16 protein-coding genes are annotated in these 15955 nt (G+C 36.2%); 11 read left to right on the top strand and 5 right to left on the bottom strand.

Annotated features, from left to right (window positions below):
• Both AACZ30_RS08580 and yidC read left to right on the top strand, forming a co-directional pair.
• On the top strand, positions 1 to 590 hold a 590-nt coding region (locus AACZ30_RS08580), incomplete at its 5' end, for a gamma-glutamyl-gamma-aminobutyrate hydrolase family protein (protein WP_339648837.1).
• Between the two features lie 46 nt (positions 591 to 636).
• Complete coding sequence (yidC, locus tag AACZ30_RS08585; RefSeq protein ID WP_339648838.1) at positions 637 to 2502, top strand: membrane protein insertase YidC; 1866 nt, start codon at positions 637 to 639, stop codon at positions 2500 to 2502.
• 184 nt (positions 2503 to 2686) lie between these two features.
• Here the strand turns inward: yidC and AACZ30_RS08590 are convergent, their stop codons facing one another.
• Positions 2687 to 3328, bottom strand: coding sequence for a protein-L-isoaspartate(D-aspartate) O-methyltransferase (locus AACZ30_RS08590; protein ID WP_075327996.1), 642 nt, complete (start codon positions 3326 to 3328; stop codon positions 2687 to 2689).
• A 135-nt stretch (positions 3329 to 3463) separates the two neighbouring features.
• Here AACZ30_RS08590 and AACZ30_RS08595 point away from each other — a divergent pair, with 135 nt between their 5' ends.
• The 7 genes from AACZ30_RS08595 to miaA all read left to right on the top strand — a co-directional run bounded on the left by AACZ30_RS08595 (position 3464) and on the right by miaA (position 10501).
• Entirely contained in the window at positions 3464 to 4429 is a 966-nt protein-coding gene (locus AACZ30_RS08595) for a Gfo/Idh/MocA family oxidoreductase (RefSeq protein WP_208226008.1), read from the top strand.
• A 56-nt stretch (positions 4430 to 4485) separates the two neighbouring features.
• On the top strand, positions 4486 to 5373 hold the full coding sequence (locus tag AACZ30_RS08600; RefSeq protein WP_339648840.1) for a 3-hydroxybutyryl-CoA dehydrogenase: 888 nt from the start codon (positions 4486 to 4488) through the stop codon (positions 5371 to 5373).
• Between the two features lie 14 nt (positions 5374 to 5387).
• Complete coding sequence (locus AACZ30_RS08605; RefSeq protein ID WP_339648841.1) at positions 5388 to 6632, top strand: DUF1015 domain-containing protein; 1245 nt, start codon at positions 5388 to 5390, stop codon at positions 6630 to 6632.
• Positions 6633 to 6643: 11 nt separating this feature from the next.
• A complete protein-coding gene (locus AACZ30_RS08610; protein WP_339648842.1) occupies positions 6644 to 7300 on the top strand; it encodes a YggS family pyridoxal phosphate-dependent enzyme in 657 nt (218 codons plus the stop codon).
• 17 nt (positions 7301 to 7317) lie between these two features.
• On the top strand, positions 7318 to 8688 hold the full coding sequence (locus AACZ30_RS08615; protein WP_339648844.1) for an exonuclease domain-containing protein: 1371 nt from the start codon (positions 7318 to 7320) through the stop codon (positions 8686 to 8688).
• 69 nt (positions 8689 to 8757) lie between these two features.
• Complete coding sequence (locus AACZ30_RS08620) at positions 8758 to 9591, top strand: ion transporter (protein ID WP_075327327.1); 834 nt, start codon at positions 8758 to 8760, stop codon at positions 9589 to 9591.
• Positions 9581 to 10501, top strand: coding sequence for a tRNA (adenosine(37)-N6)-dimethylallyltransferase MiaA (gene miaA, locus AACZ30_RS08625; protein WP_339648845.1), 921 nt, complete (start codon positions 9581 to 9583; stop codon positions 10499 to 10501). Before AACZ30_RS08620 ends, miaA begins: the two co-directional genes overlap by 11 nt.
• An 81-nt stretch (positions 10502 to 10582) precedes the next feature.
• Here the strand turns inward: miaA and AACZ30_RS08630 are convergent, their stop codons facing one another.
• Positions 10583 to 11158 carry a DJ-1/PfpI family protein gene (locus AACZ30_RS08630; protein ID WP_339648846.1) on the bottom strand — a complete coding sequence of 192 codons (576 nt, stop codon included), beginning with the start codon at positions 11156 to 11158 and terminating at the stop codon, positions 10583 to 10585.
• Positions 11159 to 11307: 149 nt separating this feature from the next.
• Here AACZ30_RS08630 and AACZ30_RS08635 point away from each other — a divergent pair, with 149 nt between their 5' ends.
• Positions 11308 to 12390 (top strand): Gfo/Idh/MocA family oxidoreductase, encoded by a 1083-nt coding sequence (locus AACZ30_RS08635; protein ID WP_093305897.1) that lies wholly within the window; start codon positions 11308 to 11310, stop codon positions 12388 to 12390.
• Here the strand turns inward: AACZ30_RS08635 and AACZ30_RS08640 are convergent, their stop codons facing one another.
• The 3 genes from AACZ30_RS08640 to AACZ30_RS08650 form a co-directional block, all read right to left on the bottom strand.
• Positions 12391 to 13497: a histidine kinase gene (locus AACZ30_RS08640; protein ID WP_339648848.1), complete on the bottom strand. Its 1107-nt coding sequence runs from the start codon at positions 13495 to 13497 to the stop codon at positions 12391 to 12393.
• 11 nt (positions 13498 to 13508) lie between these two features.
• On the bottom strand, positions 13509 to 14273 hold the full coding sequence (locus AACZ30_RS08645; protein ID WP_339648850.1) for a LytTR family DNA-binding domain-containing protein: 765 nt from the start codon (positions 14271 to 14273) through the stop codon (positions 13509 to 13511).
• 251 nt (positions 14274 to 14524) lie between these two features.
• Positions 14525 to 15079 (bottom strand): hypothetical protein, encoded by a 555-nt coding sequence (locus tag AACZ30_RS08650; RefSeq protein ID WP_339648852.1) that lies wholly within the window; start codon positions 15077 to 15079, stop codon positions 14525 to 14527.
• A gap of 310 nt (positions 15080 to 15389) precedes the next feature.
• Between AACZ30_RS08650 and AACZ30_RS08655 the strand changes: the two genes are divergently transcribed.
• A partial coding sequence (locus AACZ30_RS08655) for a GAF domain-containing protein (protein ID WP_339648853.1) occupies positions 15390 to 15955 on the top strand: 566 nt, incomplete at its 3' end.

Genomic DNA, 15955 nt, shown 5'->3' on the forward strand with positions numbered 1-15955 from the left:
GAATTTTGGTAGCGCCGGGATTTGGCGAACGTGGTGTAGAGGGTAAAATAGACGCGGTAAAATATGCCCGGGAAAGAAATTTACCGTTTTTAGGTATTTGTTTAGGAATGCAAATGGCAGTAATTGAATTTGCCAGAAACGTATTAAAGTTAAAAACTGCCAATTCTACCGAAATGGATCCTAAAACCAAACATCCGGTTATAGACCTTATGGAAGAACAAAAAGAGGTAACTCACAAAGGCGGAACAATGCGACTTGGAGCCTGGGATTGTAAACTTACAGAAGGTTCCAAAATCTACAAAGCATACGGTAAAAGCGAAATTAAAGAAAGACATCGCCACCGTTATGAATACAACAATAAATACAAGGAAGAACTGGAAAAAGCAGGAATGCTAAGCACCGGAATAAATCCTGAAACAGGCCTGGTAGAAGTTATAGAACTTAAAGACCATCCCTGGTTTGTAGGTGTACAATACCACCCCGAATATAAAAGTACGGTTGCTACTCCGCACCCGGTATTTATAGCCTTTATTAAGGCTGCCTTCGATTTTTCGAAAAAAAGAAAAAATGCCAGTCTGGCACAAAAATAAAAGTGGCCGACTTATTGACCAAAAGCAAGTTATAGTTTAGAAAAGCATGGAAGAAAAGAAATTTGATGTTCAGTCCTTAATTGGATTTATACTTATTGGTGGAATTTTACTTTGGATGTTGTATACCAACAGTCCCTCTGAAGCAGAATTAGAACCACAGCAAAAAACCGAACAGGTTGAAGTACCCGGCAATACCGATGCTAACCAACCTCCACAACAACAAAATCAAACTCCTGGAGCCGACTCTACTGCGCTTGCCCAAGCTCGTGAGCGTTTGGGCGCTTTTGGTTATTCGGCAAGTCTTCCATCGGCTACAGAAAATACGACCACCATTTCCAATGATGTTTTAGAACTTAAAATTGATAATAAAGGTGGATATATTTCAGAAGCAAGGTTAACCAATTATAAAACCTTCGATTCTATTCCGGTTTATTTAATTAAAGGCGGAAATGCTTCTTTCAACATTAATTTCACCACCACAGACGGCAGAACTTTAGACACCGAAAATCTTTATTTTGAACCCGAAGTAACCCAAAATGGAGATAACCAGATTATCTCTATGAAATTGAAAGTTTCAGAAAACGAATTCCTTGAATATCGTTATGTACTGAAACCGGGTGAATATATGCTGGATTTTAGTATTAGATCTCAGGGCTTAAATAATGTATTTAACAGCTCCAGGGATATTAATATGAACTGGCAGCTAAAAGGTTACCGCCACGCGAAAAGTATCTCTTATGAAAATAGGTATACCGACCTCATTTATGAATACGATGAGGGTGATGATGATTACTTAGGAAGCGGTGATTTTGAAGAACAGGAAGACGAGAATATTACTTATGTTGCTTATAAACAGCATTTCTTTACCTCAATTTTATTAACTGACACTCCTTTTAGCCGCGGTAAATTTACTTCTCGAAACCTTGTTGAAGACGAAGAAATAGATACAGTTTATACTAAAGATTTTGCTGCACAGTTGCCTTTAGAATTAAATGGTGGGGAGCTTAATTATAATATGAACTGGTACTACGGGCCTACAGATTATAAGATCTTAAACGATTACGATCGTAATCTTGATGAAGTTGTACCATTAGGTTGGGGAATTTTTGGGTGGATCAATAAATACGTATTTATCCCATTCTTTGCATTTTTAAGCGGAGTGTTACCAAGCTACGGTATCGCGATTATTGTAATGACCATTGTAGTGAGAATTGTTCTTTCTCCGGTTACTTATAAATCTTATCTCTCACAAGCTAAAATGAAGGTTTTAAGACCTGAAATTAACGAGCTTAATGAGAAGTATAAGGACAACGCGATGAAAAAGCAGCAGGAAACTATGAAGCTGTATAGCAAAGCAGGAGCCAGCCCAATGAGTGGTTGTTTACCCGCTTTAATGCAAATTCCGGTTTTCTATGCCTTATTCCAGTTCTTCCCAAGTGCTTTTCAGTTAAGACAGAAAGGATTTTTATGGGCAGACGATTTATCAAGTTACGATACTATAGCCGAGTTACCGTTCACTATTCCGTTTTATGGAGATCACGTGAGTTTATTCCCAATTTTAGCATCTATCGCAATCTTTATTTATATGATGATGACTACGGGACAAAGTATGCAGCAAGCCCAGCAACCGGGAATGCCTAATATGAAATTTATTATGTACCTGTCTCCGTTAATGATGTTGTTCTTCTTCAATAACTATGCGAGTGGACTTTCATTATACTACTTCACCTCTAACCTAATTACTATTGGAATTATGTTAGTGATCAAATATGTGATTATTGATGAAGATAAAATTCATGCAAAGATCCAGGAGAACAAGAAAAAGCCTAAAAAGCAGAATAAGTTCACCAGGAAAATGCAGGAAATGATGGAGCAGGCAGAACAGCAAAAAAATCAACAGAAGAAGAAATAAGCTAATTGTAGCTTAAATAAAAAAAAGCCGGTTTAAATATTTTAAACCGGCTTTTTTATTACGTCATATTAAGGTCATCCTGAACTTGTTTCTGGATCTAATACGTTGGAAAAAAATAAATCATTTTAAATCCTGAAATGAATTCAGGATGACGATAAATTGAAAAGCTTTTTAAAAACCGCTATTAATTCTTATCGCCAAGTAAAGGCACGAACCTGAATTGTCCAAATTCGGTTTTATCGAATTCTGTAGGAGATTTTCTTATAAAAAGAGTCATAGTTTGCACATCGTCTCCAACAGGAATTACCATCCTGCCTCCAACTTTTAACTGCCCCAAGAGGTCTTTAGGAACAAAAGGAGCGCCGGCTGTTACAATTATTTTATCAAAAGGTGCATAATCTGGCATTCCTTTGTAGCCATCTCCAAAACTGAGATGCTTAGGCCGATAGCCTATTTTATTCAGAAACATTTTTGTTTTTCTATAAAGCTCCCGCTGGCGTTCTATGCTGTAAACTTTTGCTCCAAGTTCACATAAAACTGCGGTTTGATAACCACTTCCGGTTCCAATCTCCAGAACTTTATCTCCTTTTTCAATCTCCAGTTTTTCGGTCTGAAAAGCTACGGTATAAGGTTGGGAAATAGTTTGATCTGCAGCAATAGGAAAAGCTTTGTCCTGGTAGGCGTGATCTTCAAAACTACTATCCATAAAGAGATGCCTGGGAATTTTCCCAATTGCCCCTAAAACGGCTTTATCGGTAATACCCTTTTTCTTTACGGTTTTTACCAACTGCTGTCTTTTCCCCTTATGTCTATAGTTATCTTCAATCACTTTTTCACCCTTTAAACTGCAAAAATACTCATTAGAAGTCAAAGATGCCAAGCGAAAACGGGGGAGATTCTCCTCTTTATTGCTAAACTATTTGCAATCAAAATACTATTTTTGTGAAAAATGCTAAATAATATGCTGAAAGTAGGCGTGCTTGGTGCAGGACACTTAGGAAAGATACATTTGAAATTACTCAACCAATCTGAAAAATATGAGCTTGTAGGTTTTTACGATGCCAATTCAGAAAATGCTGAAAAGATTTCTGCGGAATTCGGTTATAAAAAATTCGATACTATAGAAGAACTCATCGCCGCGGTAGATGTGGTAGATGTAGTAACCCCTACCCTTTCCCATTTTGAAGTAGCTAAAAAAACAATTACCGCAGGTAAACATCTTTTTATAGAAAAACCCATTACCAACACTTTTGCAGAAGCCGAAGAACTTATCGCTTTAGCAAAAAAACACGGCGTAAAAGGCCAGGTTGGTCACGTAGAACGCTTTAACCCTGCCTTTAGAGCTGTAGCTTCCCGAATTGAAAACCCTATGTTTATTGAGGCGCATCGCCTTGCGGAATTTAACCCGCGTGGCACAGATGTTCCTGTAGTTCTGGATTTAATGATTCACGATATTGATGCTGTTCTAAGCGTAGTAAAGTCGAAGGTGAAAAATATCAATGCCAGCGGAGTTTCAGTAATTAGTGATACGCCAGATATTGCCAACGCTAGAATTGAATTTGAAAACGGGTGTGTGGCCAACTTAACCGCCAGCCGAATTTCAATGAAAAATATGCGTAAATCCAGGTTTTTTCAGCGAGACGCTTATATTTCGGTAGATTTTCTGGAGAAAAAATGCGAGGTGGTGAAAATGAAAGACGCCCCCGAAAAAGAAGATGATTACGCGATGATCTTGCAAAATGCAGAAGGAGTAAAAAAACAAATCTATTTTGATAATCCTGATGTTTCTCCAAACAACGCAATTTTAGACGAGTTAGAAACTTTTGCCGACGCCATTAATAATAATACCACTCCAATAGTAACGCTGGAACAGGGCGCTGAAGCTTTGCGTGTTGCCAACGGAGTTATTGAAAGTTTTAGTAAGTAATATAAAATCTATTTCAGTCGATTTTAAGACTGAAATTTATATAAAAACCACACAAAATGAAAAATATAGCAGTTATAGGAGCAGGAACTATGGGCAACGGAATCGCCCACACTTTTGCCCAATTTGGATACCAAGTAAACCTTATAGACATTTCAGAAGAAAGTCTGGATAAAGGAATGAAAACTATTTCGGGAAATTTAGACCGAATGGTTTCCAAAGAAAAAATTAGCGAAGCAGATAAGGAAGCGACTTTAAACAATATCACCACTTTTACTGATATTCCCAAAGGTGTTAATGGAATTGATCTTGTAGTTGAAGCTGCTACAGAAAATGAAGATTTAAAACTCAAGATCTTTAAGCAACTGGACGAAAATTGTTCAGCCGAAACCATTTTGGCGAGTAATACTTCTTCAATTTCTATTACAAAAATCGCTTCAGTAGTTTCCAATCCAGAGCGTGTTATTGGAATGCATTTTATGAACCCGGTGCCAATTATGAAACTGGTAGAAATTATTCGTGGTTACAGCACCAGCAACGAAGTTACCTCGTCTATTATGGAACTTTCAGAAAAACTAAATAAAGTTCCGGTTGAAGCGAATGACTATCCCGGTTTTGTGGCTAACCGAATTTTAATGCCAATGATTAACGAGGCGATTGAAACCTATTATAATGGCGTTGCGGGAGTAAAAGAGATAGATACAGTAATGAAACTCGGAATGGCGCATCCAATGGGTCCGCTTCAATTAGCCGACTTTATTGGTTTAGATGTTTGTCACTCTATCCTTGAGGTGATGTACGACGGTTTTAAAAATCCGAAATACGCACCCTGCCCTCTATTGACTAATATGGTGATGGCCGGGAAACTGGGAATAAAATCTGGTGAAGGTTTTTATGATTATTCTGAAAGTAAAAAAGCCGAAAAGGTTTCTTCACAATTCAGCTAAATAATTTGTAGAATTTGACCAAAATACTTCCATTTAGAGCGGTTAGACCGCAACGGGCCAAAGCCGGCCTTGTAGCTACAAAATCTTTTGAAGATTATACTGAAGCTGAAATAAGAGCAATTTTACAGTATAACCCGTATTCATTTTTACATATTCTGAATCCGGGTTATAAATTTCAGCACGAAATTACCGGTGGACAGCGCTTCCAGATGGTAAAAAACCGTTACCTGGAATTCAGAGAAGAAAATTCATTTATAAAAGATGAAAAACCGGCTTACTATCTCTACAAAATAGTAAGCAGGGAAACCACCTGTTGCGGTATTATTGCTGCTGCCAGTGCCGAAGATTATGAAAATAACCTCATCAAAAAGCATGAAGATACAATTGCAAGCCGTGAAACTTTGTTTAAGGATTATCTAAAAGTAGTGGGCTTTAATACCGAACCGGTTCTGCTCACCTATCCCGATAATTCTAAGATAAATGAGGTTATTAATCAGGTTATGCAAACTCGCGCCGAATACGAATTTGCCACCGTAAACCGGGAAATTCATTATCTCTGGAAAATTGACGAGGAAGATTTATTAAGTCAAATTAAAGAAGAATTTGACCAAATGCCGCATTTGTATATTGCAGATGGCCATCATAGGAGCGCTTCTTCTTATTTACTGGCACAGGAATCCAGGAAGGCTAATCCCAACCATACGGGGAAAGAACCTTACAACTATTTTATGAGTTACCTTATTTCAGAAAGTAACCTTAATATCCACGAATACAGCAGACTCATTACAGATTTAAACGGGAATACCAAAGAAGAATTTCTTATCCATCTGGATGAATATTTCAGAATTGAAAACCACGGGATGGAAGTTTATAAACCCCAGCAAAAGCATCATTTTAATATGTATTTGGACGGGGAATTTTATTCGCTTTATTTACGAAAAACAAACTATGAATTTGGAGATTCTTTGACTAAATTAGACCCATATATTCTGTATAAGAAAGTACTACAGCCAATTTTAGGAATTAAAGACCTTAGAAATGATAAGCGTATTTCTTATATTCACGGTAAAAATGATTTAATTGAGCTTAAAACCCGTATAGATAAAGGTGAATTTGCAGTCGGTTTTGGAATGCTCCCCTTAAGTATTGAAGAAATAAAAGAAACAGCCGACGAAGGTTTAACCATGCCTCCCAAAAGCACCTATATTGAACCCAAACTTTTAAACGGCCTTACCATCTATGAGTTTGAAACCAACTAAAAATTGATTGAATGAGTATTTCTGAAAATATAAAAAAATATAAAACTGAACTGCCTGAAGATGTCACTTTAGTGGCTATTTCTAAAACGAAACCTACAGAAGATCTTATAGAAGCCTACGAGGCCGGCCAAAGACACTTTGGAGAGAATAAAATTCAGGAAATGACTGATAAATGGGAAGAACTTCCAAAAGATATTAAATGGCATATGGTGGGCCACGTGCAGCGTAACAAGGTAAAATATATGGCACCCTATGTTTCCCTTATTCACGCGGTAGATAGTTTAAAATTATTGAAAGAAATTAATAAAGAAGCCGACAAAAATGACCGGTCTATAGATTGTCTTCTGCAAATTAAAATTGCCGAAGAGGATAGTAAGTATGGCATTTCAGCAGAAGAAGCTAAAGAAATATTAAATTCAGAAAAGTTTAAAAGTTTAGATCGCGTAAAAGTAAAAGGACTTATGGGAATGGCCACTTTTACTGATGATGAAACTCAGGTTAAAAAAGAATTTGAACACCTTAAATCGGTTTTTAACGATTTTAAAGAGACATATTCAAATATGAATATCCTTTCTATGGGAATGAGCGGAGATTATAAAATCGCTTTAGATTGCGGTAGTAATATGGTGCGCATAGGGAGTGATATTTTTGGTGAAAGGAATTATTAAGAGATAGAAAATATTTTTTGTACGCAGTAGTAGACATAGAAACCACCGGTGGTAAATATAACGAAGAAGGAATTACAGAAATCGCAATTTATAAATTTGATGGTTTAAAAGTAGTAGACCAATTTATAAGCCTTGTAAATCCCGAAAAACCAATTCAGCCCTTTGTGGTTAACCTCACGGGAATTAATAACGATATGCTTCGTAATGCTCCAAAATTTTACGAAGTAGCCAGGCGCATTGTAGAAATTACAGAAGATTGTGTCCTGGTAGCCCACAATGCTAAATTTGATTATAGAATTCTTAGAACCGAATTTAAAAGACTTGGTTTTGATTTTGAAAGAAGATCACTATGTACCGTAGAACTTTCTAAAAAACTTATTCCCGGCCAGGCTTCTTATAGTTTAGGAAAACTTGTTAGAGCTCTTGGAATTCCTTTAAGTGACAGGCATCGTGCCAGTGGAGATGCCCAGGCAACTGTAAAGCTTTTTAAAATGCTACTCGCAAAAGATATTGAAAAGAATATTCTAAAAGATGCGGTAAAATTAGAGCCAAAACGCCAAATAGATACACGTCTTGTTTATATCCTTGAAGATTTACCGGGAATTACAGGCGTTTATTACTTTCATAATGAAGAAGGTGAGATTATTTACATTGGAAAAAGCAGGAATATTAAAAAACGGGTTACCCAGCATTTTACCAACGAGCAGCGTAGAGCTCGTGAAATGCAGAAAGAAGTTAGCTCGGTTAGTTTTGAAGCCACAGGAAATGAACTGGCAGCACTTTTAAAAGAAAATCAGGAGATAAAACATAATAAGCCTAAATTCAATAAGGTTTTAAAAAAGAATATTTTTAGCCACGCCCTCTACCACTCTACAGATGAAGACGGTTATATTAATTTAAAAATTGGTCGTGCCGGTAAGAAAAATAGTATTACTACTTTTTCTTCTTTAAAGCGAGCTCGCAACGTTTTAGAGATGTGGATAACAAAATATGAACTCTGCCCCAGGCTCTGTAATCTTGAAAAAGGCAATGGAAACTGCTTTAATTATACCATAGAAAAATGCAACGGTGCCTGTATAAAAGAAGAATCGGCTGAAGCTTATACTGAGAGAGTGAGAGCATTAATCAATCAGCATTCTTATAAAACCCAGCATATGCTGGTTATAGATCGTGGTCGTGATATAGACGAAAAAAGTGCATTGCTTGTTGAAGATGGCGAATTTAAAGGAATTGGGTATTTCAATTTAAACCACCAGATTAATAATATAGATATTATTAGGTCTATAATTACCCCTATGAAAAACGATCGCGACGCCCAACATATTATTCAAAGCTATTTACGCCGAAATTCGCGGTTAAAAATTATACCATTAGCGCCAGCTACTTAAATAAATTTTAATTTACTTAGATGCTTCAGCAATTTATTTAAATTTGAATAATTCCTAAAAATTCTATTTTTGAGCAGAACGCAACCCAAACCAGGCTGGAAGTCTAAAATCCACGAAATAATTTACGAAGCCGATACCCCGGCGGGTAAATTTTTTGACGTTGCTCTACTTGTTGTTATCGCCATAAGTATTATCCTGGTAATGCTGGAAAGTGTAAGCAGCCTTAACTTAAAGTATTACTGGCATTTTTATATTGCTGAATGGATCATTACCATAATTTTCACCATAGAATACATTTTAAGGATTATTGCTATTAAAAAACCTAAAAATTATATTTTTAGTTTCTATGGTATTGTAGATTTACTCTCCACCCTTCCCACCTATCTGGCTTTTCTATTTGGGGGTCATAATTTACTTTTTGCTGTAAGAGCCTTAAGATTGCTTAGAGTATTTAGAATTCTAAAGATTACACGTTATATAGGCGAATCTAACCGACTATTATTAGCCTTACGTAACAGCCGTCCAAAAATTATTGTTTTTCTCTTTGCCGTGCTTATTATTTGTGTAATTATGGGAACGGTAATGCATTTAGTTGAAGGAGAAGAAGGAGGTTTTGATAATATTCCGCTTAGTATTTATTGGGCTATTGTAACACTTACTACCGTGGGATTTGGAGATATTCACCCCATCACTCCGCTTGGTAGGTTTATCGCATCATTTATTATGATTGTAGGTTACGGAATTATTGCCGTACCAACCGGCATTGTAACTTCTGAAATTACCCGGGCTCAAAAAAATAAGATTCCTACCAATACCCAGGTTTGCCCGCATTGCAACGAAACCAAACATATGGATGATGCTGAATTTTGCCATAACTGCGGAAAAAAGCTCAATGAAAAATAATTACTTGCTTAATGTAGTTGGGCCTACCGCTATCGGTAAAACTTCCCTGGCCATCAATCTCGCTAAAAAATTTAATACTGAAATAATTTCAGCAGATTCCCGGCAGTTTTATAAGGAAATGAGAATTGGCACCGCCGTTCCTTCAACCGAAGAACTGGAAGCTGCGAAACATCATTTTATTCAACATATTTCTATTGAAGATGCTTATAATGTGGGCGATTTTGAAGCTGATGCGATTCAGAAATTAGAAGAAATTTTCCAGGATCACGATGTTGTGATAATGGTAGGCGGCAGCGGTTTATACACCAAAAGCGTTCTGCAAGGCCTGGATTATTTTCCCGAAGTTCCTGCAGAAATTAGGAAAAATTTAAACTTAAAGTTTGAGGAAAATGGATTGGTTCCTTTACAAAAGGAACTCCAAAAATACGACCCTGAATATTATAACGTAGCAGATGTTGAAAATCCGCAGCGAGTTATAAGAGCGCTTGAGGTTTGCATAACTTCAGGCAAACCATATTCCTCTTATTTAAATCATCCTAAAAAACAGCGTGATTTTACCCCGATAAGTATAGGTCTTACTGCCGATCGTGAAATAATTTATGAAAGGATAAACCGGCGTGTAGATTTAATGATGGACGAAGGACTACTGGAAGAAGCAGAAAAACTTTTTGCTCACAAACATTTAAATGCGTTAAACACCGTAGGCTATAAAGAACTTTTTAGTTATTTGGAAGGAAATATTGCCCTTGAAACAGCTGTTTCAGAAATTAAAAAAAACACCCGAAGATTCGCAAAGAGGCAGCTTACCTGGTTTAGAAAAGACCCCGATATTCAATGGTTCGATTTTAAAACCCCTCCGAAAGAAATTCAGGAATTTATTGAGGGAAAAATCACTGAATTTGAAAAGTGATAGATAAAAAAAGCTCCCCTCCTTTTCAAGGAGGGGAATGAATTCAGCGCAGCTGAAGAAAGGGGTGGTTAAGCCCCAATCTTAAATCTCAATTTTAGCCCCGAGTAATTTTACAAATTCTCTAATAAATGCGGCGTGACCCGGCCAGGCTGGTGATGTTACCAGGTTGCCATCTACCACTGCTTCAGTAGGCTCAACTTCTTTATAATTCCCTCCCACCAGTTCTATTTCTGGACCAATTGTGGGGTATGCGGTGAGCGTTCTGCCTTTTAAAACTTTTGCTACGGTAAGAATTTGGATAGCGTGGCAAATAGAAGCCACCGGTTTATCTTTTTCAAAGAAATGCTTAGTGATTTCAATTACTTTTTTATTTAGCCTAAGATATTCTGGTGCCCGGCCGCCGGCCATTACAAATCCGTCATAATCGTCTGCAAATACCTCATCAAAAGAATAATTGAGTTCAAACAAATGACCTGGTTTTTCAGTGTAGGTTTGGTCTCCTTCAAAATCGTGAATTGCAGTTTTTATCTTGTCGCCTTTCTTTTTTCCCGGGCATACCGTATGCACGGTGTAGCCCAACATTTCTAACATCTGGAAAGGAACCATAGTTTCATAATCTTCAGCGAAATCACCGGTTAAAACAAGTATTTTTTTCATAATTAATCAGGTTTTGATTTGACTTTTAAGTTAAGAAAATTCATACTTAGCACTGGTAATCAGTTTTTAAAAAATAGTTAAATATAATTTTTGACTGCAAATTTTAAAAAAGCTTGAGTAACTTTTGGGTTCAGGCAAAAAACATAATTATGCAAGATCGCAGGACATTTATTAAAAAATCAGGGCTATTTGTGGCCGCTACTACACTTCCAATTCCCAATTTTCTACTTCATAAAAATAAAGAAAAATTAGGCGTAGCTCTGTTAGGCCTTGGAAACTACAGTACCGGGCAACTTGCACCGGCGCTTCAGGAAACCGATTATTGCGAGTTACGAGGTATTGTAACCGGAAGTCCTGAGAAAATACCGGTATGGCAAAAGAAATACGGGATTAAAGATCAAAATGTGTATAATTATGATAATATGGATGAAATTGCCAATAACGATGATATAGATGTGATCTATGTTGTTGTACCCACGGGGCTTCACGCAAAGTATGCAATTAAGGCCGCTAATGCAGGGAAACACGTTTGGTGTGAAAAGCCTATGGCAAAAACCTCGGAAGAATGCCGACAAATAATTGAGGCCTGTAACAAAAATGGGGTAAAACTTTCCATTGGTTATAGAATGCAGCACGAAAAAAATACGCAAACCTTAATGAAATGGGCTGAAACCAAACCTTTTGGTAGTATGAAAAACCTAAAAGCCGAAGCCGGTTATTATGGAAACCCTATGAATCCCTGGAAACTGGAAAAAGAAATGGGTGGCGGTGCTATGTATGATATGGGCGTTTACCCGTTAAATGCAGCGCGCTATACCACTGGCTTAGAACCAATCTCGGTTAGTGCAAAACATATAATTAACAGACCAGAAATTTTTGACGAAGTTGATGAAACTACGGTTTTTGATCTTGAATTTCCTAACGGAATTACTGCCAATTGCAGAACCAGTTTTGGAGAAAGTATGAATAATCTTGAAGTAGATTGCAAAGATGGCTGGTATTATTTAAGACCTTTCCAATCATACTCCGGAGTGAAAGGAAAAGCCAGCGATGGGACTGTTTTAGCTCCATTCGGGAAAAATCAGCAAGCTGTACAAATGGATGATGATGCCCTGGCAATTATCAATGATAAAAAAGTAATGGTTCCCGGGGAAGATGGATTAAAGGATATTATAATCCTGGAAAAAATATATGAATCTGCCAGTAAAAACGGGGAACGTTTAAGCTTATAATCAGGTTTTGGAAAAGGGAATTTTTATTATGGTTTCTACTCCAGCCTCTTTATTGCGTATTTTAAAACTGGCCCCTTTTCCGTAAAGCGTAAGTAAACGATCCCTGATATTAGAAATCCCCACTCCTTTTTCTAATAAAGTTTCTTGTTCTTCGGTAAGTGGTTTTCCATTATTGTATACACTAAGCACCAGGAACCCTCTGGATTTAAAAATATTGATCACAATTTTTAAATGTATATTATGGTAAGAATAACCGTGTTTAACCGAATTTTCTATAATGGGTTGTAATAGCAGTGATGGCACTAAATGATCTAACAGGCTTTCGTCTATATTCTTCTCGATTATCAAATGATCTGAAAACCTAAGAGTGAGAATATTTAAATAATAGTCCAGCATTCGTAATTCCTTTCTCAGGGTAACTTTATAGTTCTCGCTACTGTATAAAATTTCACGAAGCAGGTCGCTTAGATCTGCAATGGTATCCTGGGCTTTTTTAGCATCTATTTCAACTAAAACCGAAATAGAGTTTAAGGTATTGAATAAAAAATGCGGCTGTAGCTGAGAAGATAACATCTTCATACGCGTATTGGTAAGTTGAGATTCCAGTAGCGTCTTTTGCTTCTCGGTCTCTTTTACCTGTTTTAAATAATAATAGGTGTAGATGATAAAAATCATCGCAAAGTAGATCAAAAAATTAAGATCTATTACGAATATCATTCGGTCTATACTGGCTTTTAAACTATAGTCGGCAAAAGTCATGAGCCCGAGTAAAATTCCGTAGAGATCAAAGAAAAAACGAATTACAAACCCTATTAATATTGAAAATAAGGTATGCAGTAAAAAAATTTTTATCCACGAATAATTTTTATCTAAAAGGCGCTTAGTACTTATCGCAATCAGGCTCATATAAACCACTACAATAATCCAGTCTATAAGCATGTTATGGATAATAATGTCGTGCCAGGATTCTACGGTTTCCCGCGAAACGAAGGCACGCATATAAGCCAGTTTGCCTAAATATACCAGATTGAATAACGTGTAAAAGGCCGCCAAAAGCAAAATAAGCTTTACGTCTATATATTTATTTTTTAAGGCTGAAAAGCTCATCTTGAGGTTCTTTAAATTCCAAGTTTATCAAATAATTCCTTTTTATTGGATTTGCTGATGCGTAATAATTTATTGTCTCTCATTTTTACATCTACTTCAGAGAAATCTGAATGCACAATTTCTTTAATATGATTCAGGTTAATAATGGCCGATCTATGAATTCTAAAAAAGGCGTAATCTTTGAAAAATTCTTCCAGGTTATTTAGAGATTCCCTGAGCAAATACTTGCTATTTTCAGTATAAATTTCAGCATAATAGCCAGAGGCACAGATATAACTAATCTCGTTGGGTGTTAATAAAACGGTTTTATTACCCTGCCTAACCGGAAGTTTTAAGGGAATTTTGGAGGTTTTCCTGTCTTTGCTATAAACTTCAAACAAAGTTTGCAGGCGCTTTTCAAAATTTTCCTGAACTTCATTATTTGAAATATTCAGTACTTTCTTTATAGTTTTAAAAAACCGCTCGTCGCGAAAGGGTTTCAGCAGAAAATCGAAGGCATCTACATCAAAAGCTTTTGTGGCATAATTATCATAAGCAGTTACAAATACAACTATCGGTTTTGGGTTCACATGAAGCTTCTGCAGCACTTCAAATCCACTCATATCTTTCATACTAATATCAAGAAAAACAAGTCCCGGCTTAAGCTTATTAATTTGAGTAATCGCCGATTTCCCATTGGAGCATTCTCCCAAAACTTCAATTTCCTTTACTTCAGCAAGCAGGTTAAGCACTCTTCTTCTTGCCAGTTCTTCATCATCTACAACAAGTGCTTTCATAATTTTACATTTGAGATATACCCATGTAATTTAAAACTATTTTTTCTTGTTGAATATTTTTTTTGAATCTAAGTAATTGATATCAAATAATTTAGTGAATGAATCAGCCTAATTCTGCTACCAGGGATATATTTTATGCTGTGAATAGGCTCCTATTTGATATAAAGCATAAAAAAGCCTGTAAAGTTTTTTAAAAGCTTCATTTAGATTGAAGTTATACTTTACAGGCATTAGTTAAAGTTCTGGAGAGATTACATACCGGCCACACGCTCTTCATTTATATTTTTAGGATCAATTTTAATAATCTTTGATTTATCATTTTTCACAACTTTAATTCGATAAAGTTCTTTATCCAGAAGCTTCCCCTGGCCCCTGGCTTTATAATTATTCTTTACCATACTCCAGCCTTCGGTTTGTCTCCATAGTTCATTTCTTACTGCGAGAGGCAAAGCAATATCTTTAAATAGTTGCCTGGTTCGATTTAATACTCCTTCTTTTGAATAATTGGCTTCAAGAAATCCTTTACTAGATTGAAAACGTACTAAATAACTATCATAATCTTTATATTTCACTTCTTCAATAAATTTAGAAATATCAAAATAAGACTCCATAAATGCCATCGGATTTTTAGTGAATTCAACAGCAAAACTATCGCTCACATTATAGCGGTATTCATCGGGATTATCGGTTTCCGTGAGAACAAGAGGAGAATAAGCAATTCTAGTTTCTTCCAGTTGTGTAATTCTCTGGGCGTAGCTACTAAAGCTAAAGCTCACAAGCATCAAAATAACGACTAATGTTTTCATAACAATTAATTTTTAAGATTTATAAACGGTTTAGGTACAAGCTTGTATTTAATTATATCCTAAAATTAAGTAGCAAAACAGGTGAAATAATAAGGAATGATCCAGACTACATTTTTTTGGTAATGAACAGGTAAAAAATTGATATAAAGCGCGTAAACTGAATTGGACCTATTTCAGAAATCGAAAATTTTTACTAATTTTATAAACTTTTTATACACAAAAAATTATTCTTATTAAGACTTCCACTACGCATAAAAATTATAAAGCAGACGTTGCAAATATTAATAAAATCCCCATCGTTACTCAGTTATTGGATATTATTTGTCTTACAACCGGGATGGGTTTTACCGCTATTGCCCGGGTCACAGAAGATAAATGGATTACCTGCGCTGTAAACGATAAAATTAAATTCGGCTTAAAACCCGGAGATGAATTAAAAGTAGAAACTACTATTTGTAACGAGGTACGCCAGCACGAACAGGCTGTTTTTATAGATAATGTAGCCACAAGCGAAACTTATGCCAAGCATCCAACTCCCGCGATGTATGGTTTTTCAAGTTATATTTCGGTTCCATTATATAAAAAAGATGGAAGTTTTTTTGGTACTATTTGCGCCATAGATAAAAAGATAGCTAAAATTGATACCGAAGAAATTAGAGGGATGTTTCAACTCTATGCTGAATTAATTAGCTTTCACCTGGAAGCAATTGAAGAAAAGGAGAATGCGGTTGCCGAATTAAACGAAGAACACCAAATAGCTGAATTGCGGGAACAATTTATTGCAATTTTAGGTCACGATCTAAAAAACCCCATCGCCACTACGCGGATGAGTGCTGAAATTTTAATGAAATTTAGTAAGGAAGATATTGTAAAGCG

The organism is uncultured Salegentibacter sp. (assembly GCF_963972535.1).
In the GTDB taxonomy this organism is placed as follows: domain Bacteria; phylum Bacteroidota; class Bacteroidia; order Flavobacteriales; family Flavobacteriaceae; genus Salegentibacter.